Annotated in this window: 21 protein-coding genes; 10 read left to right on the forward strand and 11 right to left on the reverse strand. The window is 71.7% G+C overall.

The window, feature by feature from the left end; translation table 11 throughout:
* Positions 1–3: 3 nt before the first annotated feature.
* Positions 4–618 (reverse strand): PadR family transcriptional regulator, encoded by a 615-nt coding sequence (locus tag QUG92_RS13585; RefSeq protein ID WP_069712426.1) that lies wholly within the window; start codon positions 616–618, stop codon positions 4–6.
* Positions 619–763: 145 nt separating this feature from the next.
* Between QUG92_RS13585 and purS the strand changes: the two genes are divergently transcribed.
* Genes purS through QUG92_RS13605 form a run of 4 tightly spaced genes read left to right on the forward strand, consistent with a single transcriptional unit; the run spans position 764 to position 5083 of the window.
* Entirely contained in the window at positions 764–1015 is a 252-nt protein-coding gene (gene purS / locus QUG92_RS13590) for a phosphoribosylformylglycinamidine synthase subunit PurS (protein WP_069712425.1), read from the forward strand.
* Positions 1016–1020: 5 nt separating this feature from the next.
* Positions 1021–1716 carry a phosphoribosylformylglycinamidine synthase subunit PurQ gene (gene purQ / locus QUG92_RS13595; RefSeq protein ID WP_289459463.1) on the forward strand — a complete coding sequence of 232 codons (696 nt, stop codon included), beginning with the start codon at positions 1021–1023 and terminating at the stop codon, positions 1714–1716.
* 17 nt (positions 1717–1733) lie between these two features.
* On the forward strand, positions 1734–4115 hold the full coding sequence (gene purL, locus QUG92_RS13600) for a phosphoribosylformylglycinamidine synthase subunit PurL (RefSeq protein ID WP_259346086.1): 2382 nt from the start codon (positions 1734–1736) through the stop codon (positions 4113–4115).
* Between the two features lie 47 nt (positions 4116–4162).
* Positions 4163–5083, forward strand: coding sequence for a 2-hydroxyacid dehydrogenase (locus QUG92_RS13605; protein WP_289459422.1), 921 nt, complete (start codon positions 4163–4165; stop codon positions 5081–5083).
* Positions 5084–5156: 73 nt separating this feature from the next.
* Here the strand turns inward: QUG92_RS13605 and QUG92_RS13610 are convergent, their stop codons facing one another.
* From QUG92_RS13610 to QUG92_RS13620, 3 genes are read right to left on the reverse strand one after another with little or no spacing between them, the layout of a single operon-like run.
* Positions 5157–5633 (reverse strand): GNAT family N-acetyltransferase, encoded by a 477-nt coding sequence (locus QUG92_RS13610; protein WP_289459423.1) that lies wholly within the window; start codon positions 5631–5633, stop codon positions 5157–5159.
* Positions 5597–6706: a lactonase family protein gene (locus QUG92_RS13615; RefSeq protein WP_289459424.1), complete on the reverse strand. Its 1110-nt coding sequence runs from the start codon at positions 6704–6706 to the stop codon at positions 5597–5599. The genes QUG92_RS13610 and QUG92_RS13615 overlap by 37 nt, the downstream gene beginning before the upstream one ends.
* A complete protein-coding gene (locus tag QUG92_RS13620; RefSeq protein WP_289459425.1) occupies positions 6703–7023 on the reverse strand; it encodes a chorismate mutase in 321 nt (106 codons plus the stop codon). Before QUG92_RS13620 ends, QUG92_RS13615 begins: the two co-directional genes overlap by 4 nt.
* Positions 7024–7135: 112 nt before the next feature.
* Between QUG92_RS13620 and QUG92_RS13625 the strand changes: the two genes are divergently transcribed.
* The gene (locus tag QUG92_RS13625; RefSeq protein WP_182046034.1) at positions 7136–7543 is read left to right on the forward strand and encodes a DUF1304 domain-containing protein; all 408 of its coding nucleotides are present in this window, start codon (positions 7136–7138) and stop codon (positions 7541–7543) included.
* Here the strand turns inward: QUG92_RS13625 and QUG92_RS13630 are convergent.
* The 6 genes from QUG92_RS13630 to QUG92_RS13655 form a co-directional block, all read right to left on the reverse strand.
* Entirely contained in the window at positions 7456–8796 is a 1341-nt protein-coding gene (locus tag QUG92_RS13630; RefSeq protein ID WP_289459426.1) for an O-antigen ligase family protein, read from the reverse strand. The genes QUG92_RS13625 and QUG92_RS13630 overlap by 88 nt on opposite strands.
* A complete protein-coding gene (locus tag QUG92_RS13635) occupies positions 8793–10040 on the reverse strand; it encodes a hypothetical protein (RefSeq protein ID WP_182046036.1) in 1248 nt (415 codons plus the stop codon). Before QUG92_RS13635 ends, QUG92_RS13630 begins: the two co-directional genes overlap by 4 nt.
* 5 nt (positions 10041–10045) lie before the next feature.
* Positions 10046–10570: a glycosyltransferase gene (locus QUG92_RS13640; protein ID WP_289459427.1), complete on the reverse strand. Its 525-nt coding sequence runs from the start codon at positions 10568–10570 to the stop codon at positions 10046–10048.
* Positions 10567–11040: a glycosyltransferase family 28 protein gene (locus QUG92_RS13645; protein ID WP_289459428.1), complete on the reverse strand. Its 474-nt coding sequence runs from the start codon at positions 11038–11040 to the stop codon at positions 10567–10569. The genes QUG92_RS13640 and QUG92_RS13645 overlap by 4 nt, the downstream gene beginning before the upstream one ends.
* The gene (locus QUG92_RS13650; RefSeq protein ID WP_182046038.1) at positions 11019–12125 is read right to left on the reverse strand and encodes a glycosyltransferase; all 1107 of its coding nucleotides are present in this window, start codon (positions 12123–12125) and stop codon (positions 11019–11021) included. Before QUG92_RS13650 ends, QUG92_RS13645 begins: the two co-directional genes overlap by 22 nt.
* Before the next feature lie 187 nt (positions 12126–12312).
* Positions 12313–13329 carry an iron-siderophore ABC transporter substrate-binding protein gene (locus tag QUG92_RS13655; protein ID WP_289459429.1) on the reverse strand — a complete coding sequence of 339 codons (1017 nt, stop codon included), beginning with the start codon at positions 13327–13329 and terminating at the stop codon, positions 12313–12315.
* Positions 13330–13389: 60 nt separating this feature from the next.
* Here QUG92_RS13655 and QUG92_RS13660 point away from each other — a divergent pair, with 60 nt between their 5' ends.
* On the forward strand, positions 13390–14256 hold the full coding sequence (locus QUG92_RS13660; RefSeq protein WP_289459430.1) for a shikimate dehydrogenase family protein: 867 nt from the start codon (positions 13390–13392) through the stop codon (positions 14254–14256).
* Between the two features lie 35 nt (positions 14257–14291).
* Positions 14292–15404 (forward strand): hypothetical protein, encoded by a 1113-nt coding sequence (locus tag QUG92_RS13665; RefSeq protein WP_289459431.1) that lies wholly within the window; start codon positions 14292–14294, stop codon positions 15402–15404.
* Here QUG92_RS13665 and QUG92_RS13670 read toward each other — a convergent pair.
* Positions 15395–15781, reverse strand: a complete 387-nt coding sequence (locus QUG92_RS13670) for a YchJ family protein (protein WP_289459432.1) — start codon at positions 15779–15781, stop codon at positions 15395–15397. The two genes, QUG92_RS13665 and QUG92_RS13670, sit on opposite strands and share 10 nt — an antisense overlap.
* A gap of 54 nt (positions 15782–15835) precedes the next feature.
* On the opposite strand from QUG92_RS13670, the gene QUG92_RS13675 reads away from it, so the two are divergent.
* Genes QUG92_RS13675 through QUG92_RS13685 form a run of 3 tightly spaced genes read left to right on the forward strand, consistent with a single transcriptional unit; the run spans position 15836 to position 17939 of the window.
* Positions 15836–16462, forward strand: coding sequence for a hypothetical protein (locus QUG92_RS13675; RefSeq protein ID WP_289459433.1), 627 nt, complete (start codon positions 15836–15838; stop codon positions 16460–16462).
* Positions 16459–17154: a hypothetical protein gene (locus tag QUG92_RS13680; RefSeq protein ID WP_289459434.1), complete on the forward strand. Its 696-nt coding sequence runs from the start codon at positions 16459–16461 to the stop codon at positions 17152–17154. The genes QUG92_RS13675 and QUG92_RS13680 overlap by 4 nt, the downstream gene beginning before the upstream one ends.
* Before the next feature lie 53 nt (positions 17155–17207).
* A complete protein-coding gene (locus QUG92_RS13685) occupies positions 17208–17939 on the forward strand; it encodes an SOS response-associated peptidase (RefSeq protein WP_289459435.1) in 732 nt (243 codons plus the stop codon).
* The last annotated feature ends 91 nt before the right edge of the window (positions 17940–18030 follow it).

Consider the following 18030-nt stretch of genomic DNA (forward strand, 5'->3'; position numbering starts at 1 on the left):
TGGTCATCGAGTGGGGTCCTTGCTCGTGCTGGTCGGTTCGGTGTCGGTGGGGAGCGCCGGGCCGTCCCAGGGGACGTCCCCACGCTCGATGCGGTCCGCGGTCGCGGTGAGCCACTCGAGTTGCGCGGCGAGCATGGCACGGACGTACGACACGTCCAGCCAGTACCGGGGCGCCAACCCCTTGGCCTGGAGGCCCGTGGCGGCTTCGTCGTACTGCTCCAGTCGTGCGCGGATCGCCTCGGTGCGGGCACGGAGGGCCGCGACGGCGTCCTGGTCGCTGAGGTTGTCGACGTGCGAGACCGCGAGGTGGAACTCGGGGTACTCGTCGGCGGGCTCGGCGACCATGCGCCGCAGCCCGGTCAGGAGCGCGTCGCGACCGGCGTCGGTGATGGCGTAGGTCGTGCGCTCCGGACGGTTGCCCTCGCGCGCGGTGCCGAGCTGTTCGGCGTACCCGAGGTCGACCAGGCGGCCGATCTGGTGGTACAGCGTGCCCGGGCGGACCTTGACGTTCTCGTCCTCACGCCGTCGCAGCATGAGCTGGAACATCTCGTACGGGTGCATCGGAGCCTCGGCCAGCAGGCCGAGCGCGGCGTACGCGAGGGGCGTGAGCGACGTCATCCGCGCCTCCAGTCCGGTCTTCTGCTCCGACTATTCCAAATGGAATGTACGCCTTCGACCACTTCTCCACAACCGGCCCGGCGCGCCGTGCGCGCCACCTAGACTGGTCGCGTCCCACCCATCCCCGAAGTGCTGGAGTGAACACGTGCCAACGATCGTCGTCGAGGTCATGCCGAAGGCCGAGATCCTCGACCCGCAGGGCAAGGCGGTGGGCAACGCGCTCGCCCGTCTCGGCAAGGCCGACCTGACCAACGTCCGCATCGGCAAGCGCTTCGAGGTGACCGTCGACGGCCCCGTCGACGACGCGAAGCTGGCCGAGGTCCGCGAGATCGCGGCCGACGTCTTCTCGAACGCCGTCATCGAGGACGTCGTGTCCGTGACGGTCGAGGGCGCGTGACCGCGATGCGGATCGGCGTCATCACGTTCCCGGGCTCGCTCGACGACCGCGACGCCCAGCGCGCCGTCCGTCTGGCCGGCGCCGAGCCCGTCGCCCTCTGGCACGGCGACCACGACCTGCAGGGAGTCGACGCGATCGTGCTCCCCGGCGGGTTCTCCTACGGCGACTACCTCCGCGCCGGGGCGATCGCGGCGAAGGCCCCGATCATGGCCGAGGTCATCGACGCCGCCGGCAAGGGCATGCCCGTGCTCGGCATCTGCAACGGCTTCCAGATGCTCGCCGAGGCACGCCTGGTGCCCGGTGCGCACACCCGGAACGCGCACCAGCAGTTCATCCGTCGCGACCAGAAGCTCCGCGTCGAGACCGCCGGTACCGCATGGACCTCCGGGTTCAGCGCCGGGCAGGAGATCACGATCCCGCTCAAGAACGCCGACGGACGCTTCGTGGCCGACGCCGACGAGATCAAGCGCATCGAGGAAAACGGCCAGGTGGTGTTCCGCTACGTGGGCGTGAACCCGAACGGGTCGATCGACGACATCGCCGGCGTCTCGAACGAGCGCGGCAACGTCGTCGGGCTCATGCCGCACCCCGAGCACGCGACGGAGGCGGGCTTCGGCCCGGACACCCCCGCCGCCATGGCCTCCGGCACGGACGGCCTCACCTTCTTCACCTCCGTGATCGAGTCGACGCTCGTCAAGTGACAGGGAACAACACCACCGTGACGACCTCCGTTCGCCCGAAGCCCGACACCGTCCAGGACGCCGCCGCCACGCCCGACAAGGAGCAGCCGTACGAGGCGCTCGGGCTCAAGGCGGACGAGTACGCGAAGATCCGCGAGATCCTCGGTCGCCGCCCCACCTCGGGCGAGCTCGCCATGTACTCCGTGATGTGGTCCGAGCACTGCTCGTACAAGTCGAGCAAGAACTACCTCCGGCAGTTCGGCAAGAAGGTGACGCCGGAGATGACGAAGAACCTCATGGTCGGCATGGGTGAGAACGCCGGTGTCGTCGACGTCGGCAACGGCTGGGCGGTGACGTTCAAGGTCGAGTCGCACAACCACCCGTCCTACGTCGAGCCCTACCAGGGCGCCGCGACCGGTGTCGGCGGGATCGTCCGCGACATCATCTCGATGGGCGCCCGCCCGGTCGCCGTGATGGACCAGCTCCGCTTCGGCGCAATCGACCACGAGGACACGCAGCGCGTCGTGCACGGCGTGGTCGGCGGCATCTCGTTCTACGGCAACTGCCTCGGCCTGCCGAACATCGGCGGCGAGACCTACTTCGACCCGGTGTACCAGGGCAACCCGCTGGTCAACGCCCTCGCGGTCGGCGTCCTGCGCCACGAGGACCTGCACCTCGCCAACGCCTCCGGCACCGGCAACAAGGTCGTGCTCTTCGGCGCCCGCACGGGTGGCGACGGCATCGGCGGGGCGTCGATCCTGGCGTCCGACACCTTCACCGAGGGCGGCCCGACCAAGCGCCCGGCCGTCCAGGTCGGCGACCCGTTCGCCGAGAAGGTCCTCATCGAGTGCTGCCTCGAGCTGTTCCGGGAGGACCTGGTCGAGGGCATCCAGGACCTCGGCGCCGCGGGCATCTCCTGCGCGACGAGCGAGCTCGCGAGCAACGGCGACGGCGGCATGCACATCTCGCTCGACGACGTCCTACTGCGCGACCCCACACTCACGGCGGAGGAGATCCTCATGTCGGAGAGCCAGGAGCGCATGATGGCGGTCGTCCGCCCCGAGAAGCTCGACGCGTTCCTCGCGGTCGTCGGCAAGTGGGAGGTCGAGACGAGCGTCCTCGGCGAGGTCACCGGCACCGGCCGTCTGGTCATCGACTGGCAGGGCCAGGAGATCGTCAACGTCGACCCGCGCACCGTCGCCGTCGACGGCCCCGTCTACGACCGCCCGGTCGCCTACCCGACCTGGATCGACGCCCTGCAGGCCGACGGCGCCGAGTCGCTCGAGCGCCCGGAGACGGGCCCGGCACTCAAGGCGCAGTTCCTGCAGCTGCTCGGCTCGCCGAACCTCGCGTCCAAGAACTGGGTGACGAACCAGTACGACACCTACGTGCTCGGCAACACGGCGCTGTCCTTCCCCGACGACGGCGGCATGATCCGCGTCGACGAGGAGACCGGCCTCGGCGTCACCGTCGCGACCGATGCGAACGGCCGCTACTGCCAGCTCGACCCGAAGCAGGGCGCCCGGCTGGCGCTGGCCGAGGCGTACCGGAACGTCGCCGTCACCGGCGCGGTCCCCGCCGCGGTCACCGACTGCCTGAACTTCGGCTCGCCGGAGAACCCCGAGGTCATGTGGCAGTTCTCCGAGGCCGTCGAGGGCCTCGCGGACGGCTGCATGGAGCTCGGCATCCCGGTCACGGGCGGCAACGTGTCCTTCTACAACCAGACCGGCACGACCCCGATCCACCCGACGCCCGTCGTCGGCGTGCTCGGGATCATCGACGACGTCGCGCTGCGCGTGCCCTCGGGTTGGCAGGACGACGGCCACAACGTGTACCTGCTCGGCACGACGAGCCTCGAGCTCGACGGGTCGGCGTGGGCCGGCACCGTGCACGGGCACCTCGGTGGTCGTCCGCCGGCGGTCGACCTCGCGCAGGAGAAGGCCCTGGCGGACCTGCTGCACGCGGCGTCCGGCGAGCAGCTGCTCACGAGCGCCCACGACCTGGCGGACGGCGGCCTCGGCCAGTCCCTCGCCGAGTCGGTCCTGCGCTTCGGCATCGGCGCCCGGGTGGTCCTCGACGAGCTCGAGGAGCGCGACGGCGTCGACACGGCGACCGCGCTGTTCTCCGAGTCGACGGGCCGCGTCATCGTGACCGTTCGGCGCGAGGACGACGTGCGGTTCCAGGGCCTGTGCGACGGCCGCGGCTTCCCGGTGCTGCGCATCGGCGTGACCGACGCTTCGTCGGGCACGCTCGAGGTGCAGGGCGCGTTCGAGGCGTCGATCGAGGAGCTGCGCGGCACGCACGCCGCCACGCTCCCGGCGCGCTTCGGCGACGTCATCGTCGAGGACGTCACCGAGGGCTACGTCGGGCGTGGGCCGCTCGACGACCACGGCTCGTTCTCGCCGCGCACCGACAGCTGACGCCGACCGCGCCCCGAGCGCCGGCACCGCAGGAAGGCACCGACCGCATGCCGATCGTCACCCTGCCCTTCGTCGAGCTCGTCGACCGTCTCGGCCCCGTGCCGGACGGCGTCGAGCTCGACGTCTGGGACGTCGAAGGCCCGTACGCCCGACCGGACGACGTGGCGATCACGCTGCTGCCGTTCTACTTCGCGGGCCGACACCGCTGGGAGTACGTGCACGACCTGCCGAACCTGCGGCTCCTGCAGCTGCCGAGCGCCGGGTACGAGCACGCACTCCCGCACGCTCCGGCGCACGCGCAGGTCGCGAACGGCCGCGGCATCCACGACGACGAGACCGCCGAGCTCGCGGTCGGTCTGGCGCTGACCTCGCTCCGCGAGATCCACACGTTCCAGGCCGACCGCGCCGCCGGGGTGTGGGACGTCCGCACCACGCGGTCGCTCGCCGATCGTCGGGTGACGGTCGTCGGGTACGGCGCGATCGGGGCCGCGATCGCCACGCGGTTCGAGGCCATGCGCTGCGACGTCACGGTGGTCGCGCGGACCGCCCGCGACCAGGACGGCCGGCACGTGCACGCGTTCGTCGACCTGCCGACCCTGGCGGCGGACACGGACGTCCTCGTGCTCATCACCCCGCTCACCGACGAGACCGAACACCTCGTCGACGCCGACCTGCTCGCCGCGCTGCCGGACGGCGCCCTCGTGGTGAACGTCGCCCGCGGACGGGTCGTCGACACCGACGCCCTGGTGGCGGAACTCCGGCGCGGTCGGCTGTCGGCGGCGCTCGACGTCACCGACCCCGAGCCGCTCCCGGCCGGGCACCCGCTGTGGACGACACCGAACACCGTGCTGACCCCGCACGTCGGCGGGAACACGGACCTCAGCGTGCCGCGGACCCTCGAGCTCGTGCGCCGGCAGGTGGCCGCGCTGGCCGAGGGTCGCCCCTTCGCCAACGTCGTCCACGGCTGACCGCCCGCCCGGAACCGCTGCGCCGGAGCCGAGCCGCTGCGCCGGAACCGCTGCAGCGGACCCGGGTCCCGCGTCAGCGCAGCGGCAACGCCATCCCCAGGCTCGGCGCGACGTCCTCGAACCCGAGCGACCGGTACAACCGCTGCCCGGGCGGGTCCCCCACGAGCGTGACGTACGCCCCTTCCGGCGCGCGCGACCGGATGTCCGCGACCAGCCACTCGACGACCGCCCTCCCGAGCCCGCGGCGCTGGTGGCCCGGGTCGGTCGCGATGTCGGCGATGTGGAAGTACCAGCCGCCGTCCCCGATGGTCCGGCCCATCGCGACGGGCACCCCTCCGGCGTCCACGACGTGCACCGCGGACCAGCTGCCCGCGACCGCACCGGCGCCCTGCTCGGTCGTCTTCGGCGACAGTCCCGAGTCCCGCCGGAGCCGCAGGTAGTCGTCGAGCGGCGGCGCCCCGACGACGAGTCGGTACCCCGCCGCGAGCGATGCCGACGTCGACGACCCGGCGGTCACGAGCGCGCGGGAGTCGGCACCGGGACGATGCACGTCGGCGTCCCGACGGCGATCTGCGCCACCGCCGCACCGGGCACGCCGTCGTCGCCCACGGGCAGGACGGCGATCGCGTCCGACATCTGGTTCGCGACGAGCAGGTACCCGGGCACCTGCGCGAAGTGCCGCGGCCACGTCCCGCCGCACGACGCCGACCCGACGACCGCGAGCCCGTCGTCCGCGGTGTCGAGCACCACGATGACGTCGCGGCCCCGGACGGCGACGACGACCCGGCCGGCGGCGTCGACCTCGACGTGGCTGAGGAGCGACTCCCCCACCGGACCCGCGAAGGCCGCCACGGAGGCGATCGGGCGGAGCGTCCCGGAGTCGTCGCGACGCAGGCGGTGCACGCGCCCGTCGAGCTCGCCGGCGACGACCAGGTCGGCCCCGGCACCGTCGCCGCCACCAGCACCGAGCCACACCATGTGCCGCGGTCCGACCCCCGGAGCGAGGTGGTGCACGCGGACGAGATCGATCGCGGGTTCGGCGGTCACACGGAACTCGTGGAGGGCGTCGCCGCCGAGGTCCGCGACGAGCACGGTGCCGTCGGGCGTCGCGATCGACTGGTGCGCGTGCGGCCCCTCCTGCCGGTCCTCGACGGGCCCCTCGACGTCCGGCAGCACGCCCGTGACGATCGCGGCCTCGGGGACGACCACGCGGTCGTCGCTGCCGTGCGCGCCGACGACGGCGTCGCTCGCCGTGACCGACGCCGCGTGCGACTCGGCGGCCTCGAGCGAGACCGCGGTCACGGTGCCGGACACGTAGTTCGCGACGACGAGCGCACCCGACGGGTCGACCCGCACGTGGCACGGGGCGTCGCCGCCGGCGTCGGCGTCCCAGCGGTGCTCGAGCGTGCCCCCGGCGTACCGGAAGGCCGAGACGCTGCCGTCGGCCACCTCGGACACGGCGTAGACCCGGTCGCCCGAGACGGCGAGGAACGACGGGTCGTCCATCACCGCGGCGGTGTGCGCGGTGGTGCCGTGCACGACCGAGATGCCGGTGGCGTTCCCGCCGCCGGTGGCCGTGTAGGACCCGACGAGCAGGTGCAGGTCGTCCAGCGCGGCACTCACGCGCCACCGCCGGCGATGCGCTCGTGGTGGTGGATGACCTCGGCGACGATGAAGTTCAGGAACTTCTCCGCGAACGCCGGGTCGAGGTGCGACTCCGCCGCGAGCTGACGCAGGCGGGCGACCTGGACCTGCTCACGACCGGGGTCGGCCGCGGGCATGCCGGCCGCGGCCTTCAGGTAGCCGACGCGCTGGGTGTACTTGAAGCGCTCGGCGAGCATGTGGATCACGGCGGCGTCGATGTTGTCGATGCTCTGCCGGATGCTCGCCAGCTCGGCGACCGCATCGTCGTGGACGGGCGTGGACTCGTCGGCACTCATGTCCCGAGCCTATCCGCGCACCCGGTCGACGAGCACTGGTGTGACGGACCCGGGCCGGCACTCTCCCTGGGCGGGACCTGAGCACCACCCAGGGGCTGCGAGAATGGAGACCATGTCGGTCCTGCTCGTGATCTCGGGTGTGTGTGCGGTCCTCGCGGGCCTCGTGCACGTGTACATCTTCTTCCTCGAGTCCGTGGCGTGGACCAGTCCGCGTGTCCGCCGGATCTTCGGTCTCGCCTCGGAGTCCGAAGCGCTGGCCACCCGCTCCCTCGCGTTCAACCAGGGCTTCTACAACCTGTTCCTCGCGATCGGGGCGATCCTCGGTGTCGTCCTGGTCCTCGCGGGCAACGGTGCGACGGGCTGGACGCTCGTCGTGTTCTCGACCGCGAGCATGCTCGGCGCCGCGGTCGTCCTCGCCGGCACGGGCCGCCGCTACCTCAACTCGGCGTTCGTGCAGGGCTCGCTCCCCCTGATCACCCTGCTCTTCGCCTTCATCGGCTCCACCTTCTCCGCCGCGTAGCCCGCGCCGTCCGCACTTCCGACGGCCGTCGGTCGTCCTGAGATCGCCATGGCCGCGAGGAGCCCGAGGTAGAGCATCGACGGCCTGTCGGCCTCGATCCAGTTGAAGCCACCGACGGCGACACACAGCGCGGCGAGGGCGCCGACGGTGGCCCCGGCACGACGCTGCAGTCCCAGGCAGAGAACGGTCGCGATGAGCCCGACGAACAGCGACAGTCCCGGAAGACCGAGGCTCAGGAGCAGTTGGTAGTAGGAGTTCTCGACGATCTCCGGCGTCCCGAGGGCCTGGAGGAGACCGTTGGACGTGCCGGGTCCGGACCCGAGCCAGTGCATCGACGCCGCGGCGCGGAGGACGACCGGTCCGATCTCACCACGCTGTTGCGCAGACGCGATGCCGCTCCACGATTGCTGACGCTCCTGGAACTCGGGGCTCGCGAGGATCATCAGGCCGCCCGCCACGAGGGTGAGGAGGCCCACGGCACGACGACGTGACGTACCGTGTCCGCCTCTTCCGACGTCCTCACGGGTCGACGGCGCCGACAGGACCACCGCAGCACCCACGGCAACGGCGATGAGTCCGCCTCGGCTCACCGTGAGCAGCAGACCGACCAGTCCGAACGCGGCTCCCAGGAGCGATCGACGGCTCCCCTCGTGGACGTAGCGCCCGAGGGCCAAGGTGACGCCGATCGCGAAGAACAGCGAGTTGGACAGCGGGTGCCCGAGCGTCGTCGTGATCCGGTAGGAGCTCCAGTGCTGGAGGATCGGGTACTCGCCGGTCAGGAACAGGGTGCCGTAGAGAGGATTCGACTCGAGCAACCGTTCCACGACGCCGTACCCCGTGAGTCCGACGACCAGCACGATCCAGGTCGTCGTGGTCCTCCGGACCTCCCGTTCGGAGAGCGACCTGCTGAGGAGCGGAACGAGCACGAGCACGACGAGCGAGGTGCTCCACCCGACGGACCGGACGAGTGAGATGCTCGTGATGGCCCCGACCGTCAGCCACACGAGCAACGCCAGGGCCAGGACCACCACGAGCTTCGGGACGCCGGACTTCCGCGGCCCGCCCCGCACCGCCCACACGAGCACGACGACCGCTCCGGGACTGCCGACGGTGAGTACTTCGGGAAGACCAGTCCAGCCGATCGGTACGAGCGCGGTCACCGCGAGCCCGATCGGGAGCAGCAGATCGACCTGCACGAGCAGGAGCAGGACGACGAAGAGGACCGCCGCGGTCATCAGCAGGATCGCGGTCATCGCGTGTTCGTCATCTCGGGAGTCACGTCAGACCGGTTCGGCGCGCGGTGGGGCGCACGGAGCGCGACCCACCACGCCAGCGCCGCAGCCGCGGTCGCTCCTGCCGCTCCGTCGGCGCCCAGCCATGCGGTCGCCACCGGCGTGCACACCGCAGTCATCACCGCGGCGAGGACGCTCGCGAACACGATCCGCTGGTGTCGCCGGACCAGGAACAGTCGCTGGATCTCGGCGGCGCTCATCATCGTGCAGAAGTACGCGGGAACCAGCGCCATCGCGACCACGACGTCGAGGTCGTGCCCCGGCCCGAGGAGCACAGGAAGCGCCCACGGTGCGACGAGCAGCACCACGAGGGTCGCTGCGCCGAACGAGGTCGCGAGCAGACCGACCACCCGCACCGGCACCTGCGGGCGGGACAGGTCGACAGCACGACGACTCGCCACGAACTGGTAGCCGACGCCGACCGCGGTGATCGCCTCGCACACCCGAGCCGTCGGGACGAACCTCCCGGTGGCCGGGTCGCCGAGGAAAGCGCTCAGGGACAGCGGCGCCGCCTGACCCACGAGCGTGAACGCGATCGCGACGCCGACCCCGGCAACCAGGGCGAGCGGTGACGGCGCGACGATCGGCCCGCCGGTCTCGGGTTTCCGGTGGCCGCTCGGGCGGTCACACCAGACGACAGCGCAGGAGAGCAGGGCGCAAGCGATCGCCGCCCACAGGAGCGCCGTGAGGACACGTCGCAGGTCACCGCCACCGCTCGCTGCCAGGACCACCACTGCTCCCAGCCGGACGACGGGCGACACGACGAACGCGAGGCAGGCCCCGAGTCCGGGACGTCCTGATCCGCGGAGGAGGTGCATGACGATGAACGGTGCCAGTCCCGTCGTCGCGAGCAGCGCGGTGGTGAGCCAGACCGCGACGTCACCACGGACCAGAGCGACGCAGACTGCACCGACGAGCCCCGATGCAGCCAGCGCTGCGGTGCACAGTGCGGTTCGTCGCCAGGTCCGGACCGGGTGCAGGACGGCGCCGCTCGCGACGAGGTCGGCGATGGCCGAACCCACCACGCCGCCTACGGAACCCGACACTCCGATGACGAGGACGAACGCGCCGAAGTCACCGACGTTCAGGCACCGGGCCGCGGGGACGAGCACGGCGAGCGCCAGGAACCGCGACACGAGTGACGACCCCGCGACGACGGCGCCCGTGGTCAGCGCGCGACGTGCGGCGGGAACCCGAGCAACCACACCGCTCACGGTGTGCACCCCAGGACGCCCCAGACCGCATCACGGAACTTCCGCTGGTTGCGGATCGCCGACGCACGACCGGTCCGTACCGCCGCCAGGCGTTCCTCCGGATCACGTCGGTCCTCCGCTTCGAGGGCGGCGAGCAGCGACGTCGGGTGGGTGAGCGCGGTCGCCCGGCCAGCCACGTGCAGGTGCCTCGCGAACCGCATCTGGTGGTCGTCCACGTGCTCTCCGGCAGCTCGACTCCGGCCCGCGACGATCGGCCACGTGCCGGCGTCGAGTGCGCCGAAGACGTTGCCCGGGCTGGCCTGGGAGACGAGGACGTCCGCCCACTCGAGGTGACGCCGCATCGAAGGGGCGTCGAAGTACCGTTCTGCAGTGAGGACGCCGGGTACGTCGTCGGGGAACGAGCCCACCCCGTACTGCACGACCCACTGGTCGGAGGACCGGAGCCGTCCGGCGCGAGCGACTTCGTCGAGCAGACGTTGGAACGTCTGCTCGTGTGTCCCGACGGACACCATGATCTTCATCGGCTCGGGCTCACTTCCGTGCGGCGGGGGAACTCGACGAGCTGCTCCGGCCACTGCGCGACGAACGTGTGCGTCACCGGCCGGACCAGGCGAGCGGTCAGCGTCGGGTTGTCGAGTCGGTCGATGCACTCGATGAAGACGTTGCGCGTCCGGAACAGGAGGCGCCCCACCCAGAAGAACGGGACGGCGCCGGCAGCACCGCTGCTCACGATGATGTCGGGTCGCTCGGTCCTGAGCACCCGGAGCGCGATGCGCAGGTTCTTGAACAGTGCCGTGACGCTCCGGTTGGTCGGCCAGTGGAGCCCGTGGACACGGAATCCCTCGAGCTTCGCCACCGCGTCAGGCTTGAGGAAGGTCGCGACGGCGACTTCGACGCCCTCCGGCGCGGGGACGAGTGCCAGCAGTTGGTCCAGGTGACCCCCACTGCTGCAGACGAAGAGCACCCGCTTCACCGCGAGACCTCCGCCCATGCGGCGGAGCGCTGCTCCCACTGGACGACGGCCGCGTCCACACTGAAGGGCGCCACGTACGCGGCACAGTCCTCGGGCGTGGGACGCGGACTGTCGAGTCGGGTCTGCAGGATCCGTGCGAGGTCCCCGACCCTGCCGACCGGGTACAACTCGAGCAGGTCAGGCCGCACACCGAGACGGGACCGCATCTCGACGGGCCCGATCGTGTCGGAGGCGACCACCGGTGTACCGATGGCGAGTGCTTCGAGCACCACGGCACCCCAGGCCTCGCTCCGCGAGCTGTGGACGAGGAGGTCGGCTTCCCGGACGAAGCGGTGCGGGTCCCGCACGCCACCCGTGAGACGGACGGTCAGCCGGCCGGTCGGGTCGTGGAAGCCGGCGAGCTCCGCGGCCAGGGGCCCGTCGCCCACGACGGTCCACCGTACGGGCCGATCGAGCGTCCGCAGGGCTGCGAGCGTGACGTCGAGCCCCTTCAGCGGGACGAGACTGCCGACCGAGACCACCTCGGCTCGACCGGTCTGCCGGGCTGCTCGATCGAGGAGTGGTTCGTCTCGCAGGGCCGGGTCGACCACGACGGGGGTGACCACGGGGCGCCGTGCGAGACGGTAGGTCCGCTGCATCCGCTCTGCGACCGGGCTCGAGTTGGCGACGACGTACTGCCTGGAGCGGAAGACGGCACCGACCACGTGTCGCTTCAGCCGCCCGAGAGGGATGAATTCGTGGTGCGCGGTGGGGTCGAGGTCTTCGCAGTAGACGAAGGTGTGTCGGACGGCACGTGCCCGCCGGTCGATGAGGGCACACGTCAGCACAGCGGACCACAACTTCACGATGACGAGGGCCGGCGGGAGGTCGGCGAGGATGCGTTCGAGGCGGAACGCGACCTGGAGCGTGCGGACGTGGCGCTCGATACCGAGCACGTGCAGGCCGATGCGCTCGTCGAGGTCGGCGGCGAGGCCGCCGCCGGATCCGAAGAGGACGACATCGACCTCGTGCCCTCTGCTGACGAGCGCGTTCGCGACGATGACGGTCTGTCGTTCCGCGCCGCCGAAGCGCAGATGTGGTTGGACGAAGATGAACCGGGACATACCCCTCCTGACGTTTCGTATTTCAATACTACACGTCAGGAATATCACCCCGGAACGGGCGGCGCATCGCCGGTCCGCACCGCGCCTCCCATCCGTCAGCGGCACCACGGAACGACCGCACACAGCAGGAGACGCCGGGTCGCGATCGCGACCCGGCGTCTCCTGCGCACTCCCCCTGCGGTCGGCGTCAGCCGACCTTCTTCGCGAACTCCTCCGGCAGCCGGTCGAGCGCCCACTCGATCGCGGCGGTCGTACCGAGCGAGAACGCGGCGGACACGTCCGGGTCGTCGACGACGATCGAGTGCCCCGCCTGCACGGACGGCACCTTCTGGAACAACGGGTCGGACTCGGCCTTCGACGCCTCGACGTAGATCGGCAGGATCACCGTGAGGTCGGCGTCGAGCAGGTCGAGGTTCTCCTCGGACAGGCTCACCGAGAACGCGTCGCCGGCCTGCTGGTCGATCGCCTTCGGGATGGTGAAGCCGAGCTGCTGCATGAACGTCGAGCGACTGTCCTTCGAGGCGTACGCACCGAAGCCGTCGGCCGTGTAGGCACCGACGACGGCGGTCTTGCCGTCGAACTCGGGGTGCGCCTTCCGCGCGGCGGCGTAGGCGTCGTCGAGGTCGGTCAGCAGCTTCTTGCCCTCGGACTCCTTGCCGAGCGCCTTCGCGACGAGGTCGACCTGCTGCTCGGTGGTGGTGAGGTAGTTCTCGCCGCCCTTCGGGATCGCCACCGTGGGGGCGATCGCCGAGAGCTTGGCGTAGCGGTCCTTGTCACCCGAGCTCTTGGTGTCGAGGATCAGGTCCGGCTTGAGCTTCAGGATCTGCTCGTAGCTCGGCTCGAGCGTCTGGATGATCGCCGGCTTCTTCGTGTACGCGTCCTTGAGCCACGGCCCGACGCCGTCGCCACCGAAGGCGAGCCAGTCGCTCGCACCGACGGGCTGCACGCCGAGTTCGAGCGCCGTCTCGGCGTCACCCCACCCGAGGGCGACGACGCGCTTCGGCTGCGACGGGATCTCGGTCGTGCCCAGGGCGGTCTGGATCGACACGGGGAACGCGCCGCCCGAGCCGGACGCGTCGTCGGAGGCCGCAGGCGAGGACGAGCCGGAGCTGCAGCCGGCGAGGACGAGGGACGCGGCGACGACGGCACCGGCGGCCGCGAGCACGCGGCGGACGCGGCGCGCAGAGGGGGAGGTTCGGATCACGCAGGTAAGGCTACCCTAAGCAGGGCTCCCGCGGAGGGCGGGCCGCTAGGCTCCGGACCCGTGGAGTACACCGACACCGACCGCACCCGGCTGGCCGTCCTCGGCTCCCCCGTCGCGCACTCGCTCTCCCCCACGCTGCACAGCGCGGCCTACGACGTGCTCGGGGTCCCGTTCTCGTACGGGAGGCACGAGGTCGCCTCCGGCGGGCTCGACGCGTTCGTCGCAGGGCTGGGCCCCGACTGGCGCGGACTCAGCCTGACGATGCCGCTCAAGCGCGAGGTCCTCCCGATGCTCGACCGCACGACCCCGCTCGTCGACGAGCTCGGGGTCGCGAACACCGTCGCGTTCCGGCAGGAGGGCGACCGGGTCGTCACCGCCGGTGCGAACACCGACGTCGAGGGGATCGTCCGTCCGGTCGAGGCCCTCGGGCACCTGCCGGGCGAGGCCTCGATCCTCGGCGGCGGCGCCACCGCGGCGAGCGCCCTCGCGGCGGCGGTTCGGCTCGGGGCCGTCGACGTGCGGGTGTTCCTCCGCGACACCGCGAAGGCCGGGCCGCTGGTCGACCTGGCCGTCCGGCTCGGGGTCACGCTCGAGGTCCTGCCGTTGGACGCCCTGCCGGGGACGCGGCACGGGTTCCTCGTGTCGACCCTGCCCGGCGGTGCGGCCGACGAGCTCGAGCTGCTGCCGTCGGGGTCCGACGCGGTGCTCTTCGACGTCGCGTACGAGCCGTGGCCGACCGCGGCGGCGAGCCGGTGGAGGACAGCGGGCGGGCGCGTGCTCAACGGGCTCGACATGCTGACGGAGCAGGCGATCGGGCAGATCCGCTTCTTCCTGACCGGTGACGATGCCGAGATGCTGCCTGACGAGGCCGCGGTCCGCCGGGCGATGCGGCTGTCGGTCGGGCTGCCGGAGACCATCGGCGTGTGAGCGGATGACGGTGCGTCGTATCTAGGATACTGGATGTGCACTCCCGTCGTCGCCGGCTCCGTCGCGTCCGTACCGTCCTCCTCGCGCTCCTCGCCGTCGGCGCACTCGTCCTGACCGGAACGGTCACGTGGCGGCTCGCCGGGCCCTACCCCTCCGGGTCGTGGGCGTCGCTCGACGACACCGACCGGACGATGTTCCGGCAGCTCTCCGAGCAGTTCGAGCGGGCGCAGCGCGACCCGGCGGGGATGTGGACCGAGGACTACCACTACGAGGAGCAACCGTTCGTGCTGCTCCGCACCTCGGGCCCGTGGAAGCTCGACTGGTCGTACGCGTACCTCGTGAACATGAGCGACCGGACCGACGTCTCCGGGATGCGCCGCGTGGAGCTGCCCGGGATGCCGCTCCTCGACGACGTCCGCGTCAGCAAGCGCTTCGCCTTCACCGAGCCGTGGCTCCACGTGAAGTCGCAGTTCGGGAACATCGAGGTGGACGGGAACCGCGTCCTGGCGTTCAAGTTCCACCCCGGGATGTTCGGCGACGACGTCCCGACCGACGAGGACTTCCGGCACTTCGCCGCCCACGAGCACTTCCACGTGGCGGTGCAGGGCATCGAGCCCGGTGACCCCGGCTACTGGGACTACGACGACGGCGGCCGGCTCGAGGTGCCTGCCTCGTCGGAGCACCGGCGGCTGCTCCGCGCCGAGATGGCCGCCCTGACCGCGGCGACGGCCACCGACGACCCGGCGGCGGTCCGCCGCGCGGCGACCGACGCGGCACGGCTGCGGCTCGCCCGGTACGAGCGGTGGCCGGGGCTCCGGCGGCAGGACGGCATCGAGACCGTCGAGGGCACGGCGGTGTACTTCGAGGAGGCGGTGAACGACGATGCTGCGACGGCCGACGCCCCGACCCTGCTCGACGTCTTCGACGAGTACGCCGACGTCATGGTCGACCGGGACCTCTACTACTCCATCGGACTCGCCGTCGGATGGGCGCTCGACGTCCTCTCTCCCGGGTGGCGGGCCGAGCTGAGCGAGCGGGCGCCGACCGACCACCCGACCCTGTTCGACCTGCTGACGGACGCGCTCGGCGGCCGGCCGGCCGTGCCGGGCGCCGCCGAGTGCGACGAGCTGGTCGCGCGCTACGCCTGACCGTCGACGTAGAACCAGCGGCCCTGCTCGCGCACGAACTCGCTGGTCTCCTCGAGCGTGCCGCGCTCGTCTTCGGACCGCCACCACGCACGGAAGGCGACCGTGCCCCGGGTGTCGAACGGGCCTCCCGACCGGGTCGACACGATGTCCAGCCGCGTCCACCGCTGCGTCGGGTCGAGCGTCAGCTCGTCCGGGCGGGTGCTCGGGTGCCACGTCAGCAGCAGGTACTCCGGCAGTCCGAGGGCGAACGCGGTGAAGCGGGAGCGCATGAGCCGCTCGGCGGTCGGTGCCGCGGCACCGGCGTGCAGGGGGCCGCAGCACTCACCGTAGGGGTTGCCGCTCAGGCAGGGGCAGCGCTGGTCGTGGTCGGGGAGCACCTCGGCACGGTAGCAGCGACGGACGCCCGCAGACCCGGCGAGTACAAGTGACAGGTGTTCAGACTCGGCTGGCAGGTCTTCCGCGCGCTCCTCGGCGACGTCGTCGACCCTGCGCGAGCACGGCGAGCCGCGTGGATCGCCGGCGCCGTCGCGGTGGTCGTGCTCGTGGTGTCCGTCGTGACCGATCGCGCCACCGGCTGGGCCGGGTCCGGTGGTGTCCGCCCGGTGCTCACGGTCTCCTTCGTGACGATCGGGGCCTTGGCGCTCGTGTTCGCGTGCTTCCCGACCGCTCGCGCGGCTGGTCCCGAGCTCCGCATCAACGGGCGGCAGGTCCGACCCGACCAGCAGCTCTCCGCACGGTCGACCGTGCAGCCCTACCTGTCCCGCCGGCAGCGTCCCGTGGCGCCGGAGGACCGCGCGATCGTGCTCAACGACGTGCCGCTCTTACAGCGCGGGCTGGTCTGGCGGCTGTCACGGCTCACGCCCCTGCTCGTCGGCCTGGCTTGCGGCAGTGCAGCGGTGCTCGTCTCCGGAGAGCGGCAGCCCCTCGTCTTCCTCTGGCCGTTCTTCTACCTGTTCCTGCTGCCGGACCTGGTGGTCCGCATCGGCCGGGCCGAGCGTGCCCGCCTCGCGGCGCTGGCAGCGGACCCGGCCCCGACGACGACGGAGGCAACTCCGTGAGCCGATCGGCGTACGAACTCGGGTGGCGGGTGTTCCGCGACCGCTTCGACACCGACGTCCCACCGGACCGCCGGCGACGTGCGGTCCGGGTCGGGATCCTCGTCGGGGTCGCGACCCTCGTCGTCCTCGTCGTCGTGGGGCTGTCGGTCGGCTGGCCGGACCTCGCCGGTCCCGCGGGGTGGATCGGTGCCGTGCTCCTCGCGGTGGGGATCGGGGGCTTCGCCGTCGCGTGCGTCCCGCTCGTGCCGCGGCCGCCCGACGCGGCGAAGCTGTTCTGGTCGGGGTCGGTCATGCAGGCCCCGGAGCGCACCGAGCGGTACTTCGGCCGAGGACCGGCGCCGACGATCGCGCCCGCCGATCGCGACGAGGTCCTGCGGGACGCCGAACTCGTCCAGTCGGGACAGGTGCCGGACACCTTCCGCGGCTTCGTCGTGACGGTCGCCGGTCTCCTGGCGGCGGTGTCGCTCCTGTTCACCGACACACACGTCCGGCTCTTCAGCTTCGTCCCGGTCTTCCTGATCGTTCGACTCGTCCTCGGGCTGGTCCGGCTCGGGCGGGTCGAACGGGCCCGCGTCCTGGCGGCGGCCTTGCCCGAGGTACCACCGGCGCCGTCGCCGGGCAGCACCGCCGGGAGCCGGCGGACACACCGTCCGGCACCTCGCGGCTCGAAGCTCGGCCTGCCCGACGACTGACCCGGCCCGCCCGTCCCCGGCCCGCTGTCGGCCCCGCCGGGCACACTGGTCGCATGTGTGGAAGGTTCGTCGTCTCCGACACCACGGCCGATCTGCTGCCCGAGCTCGTGGGTGAGCTCGCCGCGCGCACCGAGCACGTCGACGAGGACACCGGCGAGGTCCACGCCGGCCTCGCCCCGAGCTGGAACGTCGCCCCGACCGACCCCGTGTACGCGGTCCGGCAGCGCCACGGGCAGCGCGAGCTCCCGCAGATCAGCTGGGGCTTCGTGCCGAGCTGGGCGAAGGACTTCCGGAAGCAGCGTCCGAAGCCGATCAACGCCCGCATCGAGACGGTCGCCACGAGCGGGATGTTCGGGCGGGCCTTCGCGACGAACCGCTGCATCGTCCCGGCGCTCGGCTACTACGAGTGGGTCGTCCGCGAGGACGGCAAGGAACCCCACTTCGTGCACGAGCCCGGCGGTGCGCTCGCGATGGCAGGCGTCGTGAGCGCCTGGCCCGACCCGACCAAGCCCGAGGACGACCCGGACAAGTGGCTGCTCTCGCTGGCGATCATCACCCGGGACGCCCACGTCGCGCCGGGCGAGGTGCACGACCGCATGCCGGCGTTCCTCACCCCGGACGGCTACGGCGACTGGCTGGACGGCGGCCTGGGCTCGGACGACCTGCTCGCGCTGCTCGACCACGAATCGCTCGCGGTCGCCGCCGGACTCGAGCAGTACGAGGTCTCGCGCGCGGTGAACAGCGTGCGGAACGACGGCCCGCAGCTCATCCAGCCCCTCACCTGACGGCACCACCGGACACGGACGACGGACGGGAGGCCCGGATCACGTGCGCCTGTCGGCTGACGTGATCCGGGCCTCCCGTCCGGTGCGCGGG

Origin of the sequence: Curtobacterium citri, assembly GCF_030362955.1 — a bacterium.
Lineage (GTDB): Bacteria > Actinomycetota > Actinomycetes > Actinomycetales > Microbacteriaceae > Curtobacterium > Curtobacterium citri.

Excerpts from the sequence above, each read along its gene's own strand:
- QUG92_RS13585 (WP_069712426.1), bottom strand. The coding sequence starts at position 618 with ATGACGTCGCTCACGCCCCTCGCGTACGCCGCGCTCGGCCTGCTGGCC.
- purQ (WP_289459463.1), top strand. The coding sequence starts at position 1,021 with ATGCGGATCGGCGTCATCACGTTCCCGGGCTCGCTCGACGACCGCGAC.
- QUG92_RS13605 (WP_289459422.1), top strand. The coding sequence starts at position 4,163 with ATGCCGATCGTCACCCTGCCCTTCGTCGAGCTCGTCGACCGTCTCGGC.
- QUG92_RS13620 (WP_289459425.1), bottom strand. The coding sequence starts at position 7,023 with ATGAGTGCCGACGAGTCCACGCCCGTCCACGACGATGCGGTCGCCGAG.
- QUG92_RS13625 (WP_182046034.1), top strand. The coding sequence starts at position 7,136 with ATGTCGGTCCTGCTCGTGATCTCGGGTGTGTGTGCGGTCCTCGCGGGC.
- QUG92_RS13630 (WP_289459426.1), bottom strand. The coding sequence starts at position 8,796 with ATGACCGCGATCCTGCTGATGACCGCGGCGGTCCTCTTCGTCGTCCTG.
- QUG92_RS13640 (WP_289459427.1), bottom strand. The coding sequence starts at position 10,570 with ATGAAGATCATGGTGTCCGTCGGGACACACGAGCAGACGTTCCAACGT.
- QUG92_RS13645 (WP_289459428.1), bottom strand. The coding sequence starts at position 11,040 with ATGGGCGGAGGTCTCGCGGTGAAGCGGGTGCTCTTCGTCTGCAGCAGT.
- QUG92_RS13650 (WP_182046038.1), bottom strand. The coding sequence starts at position 12,125 with ATGTCCCGGTTCATCTTCGTCCAACCACATCTGCGCTTCGGCGGCGCG.
- QUG92_RS13685 (WP_289459435.1), top strand. The coding sequence starts at position 17,208 with ATGTGTGGAAGGTTCGTCGTCTCCGACACCACGGCCGATCTGCTGCCC.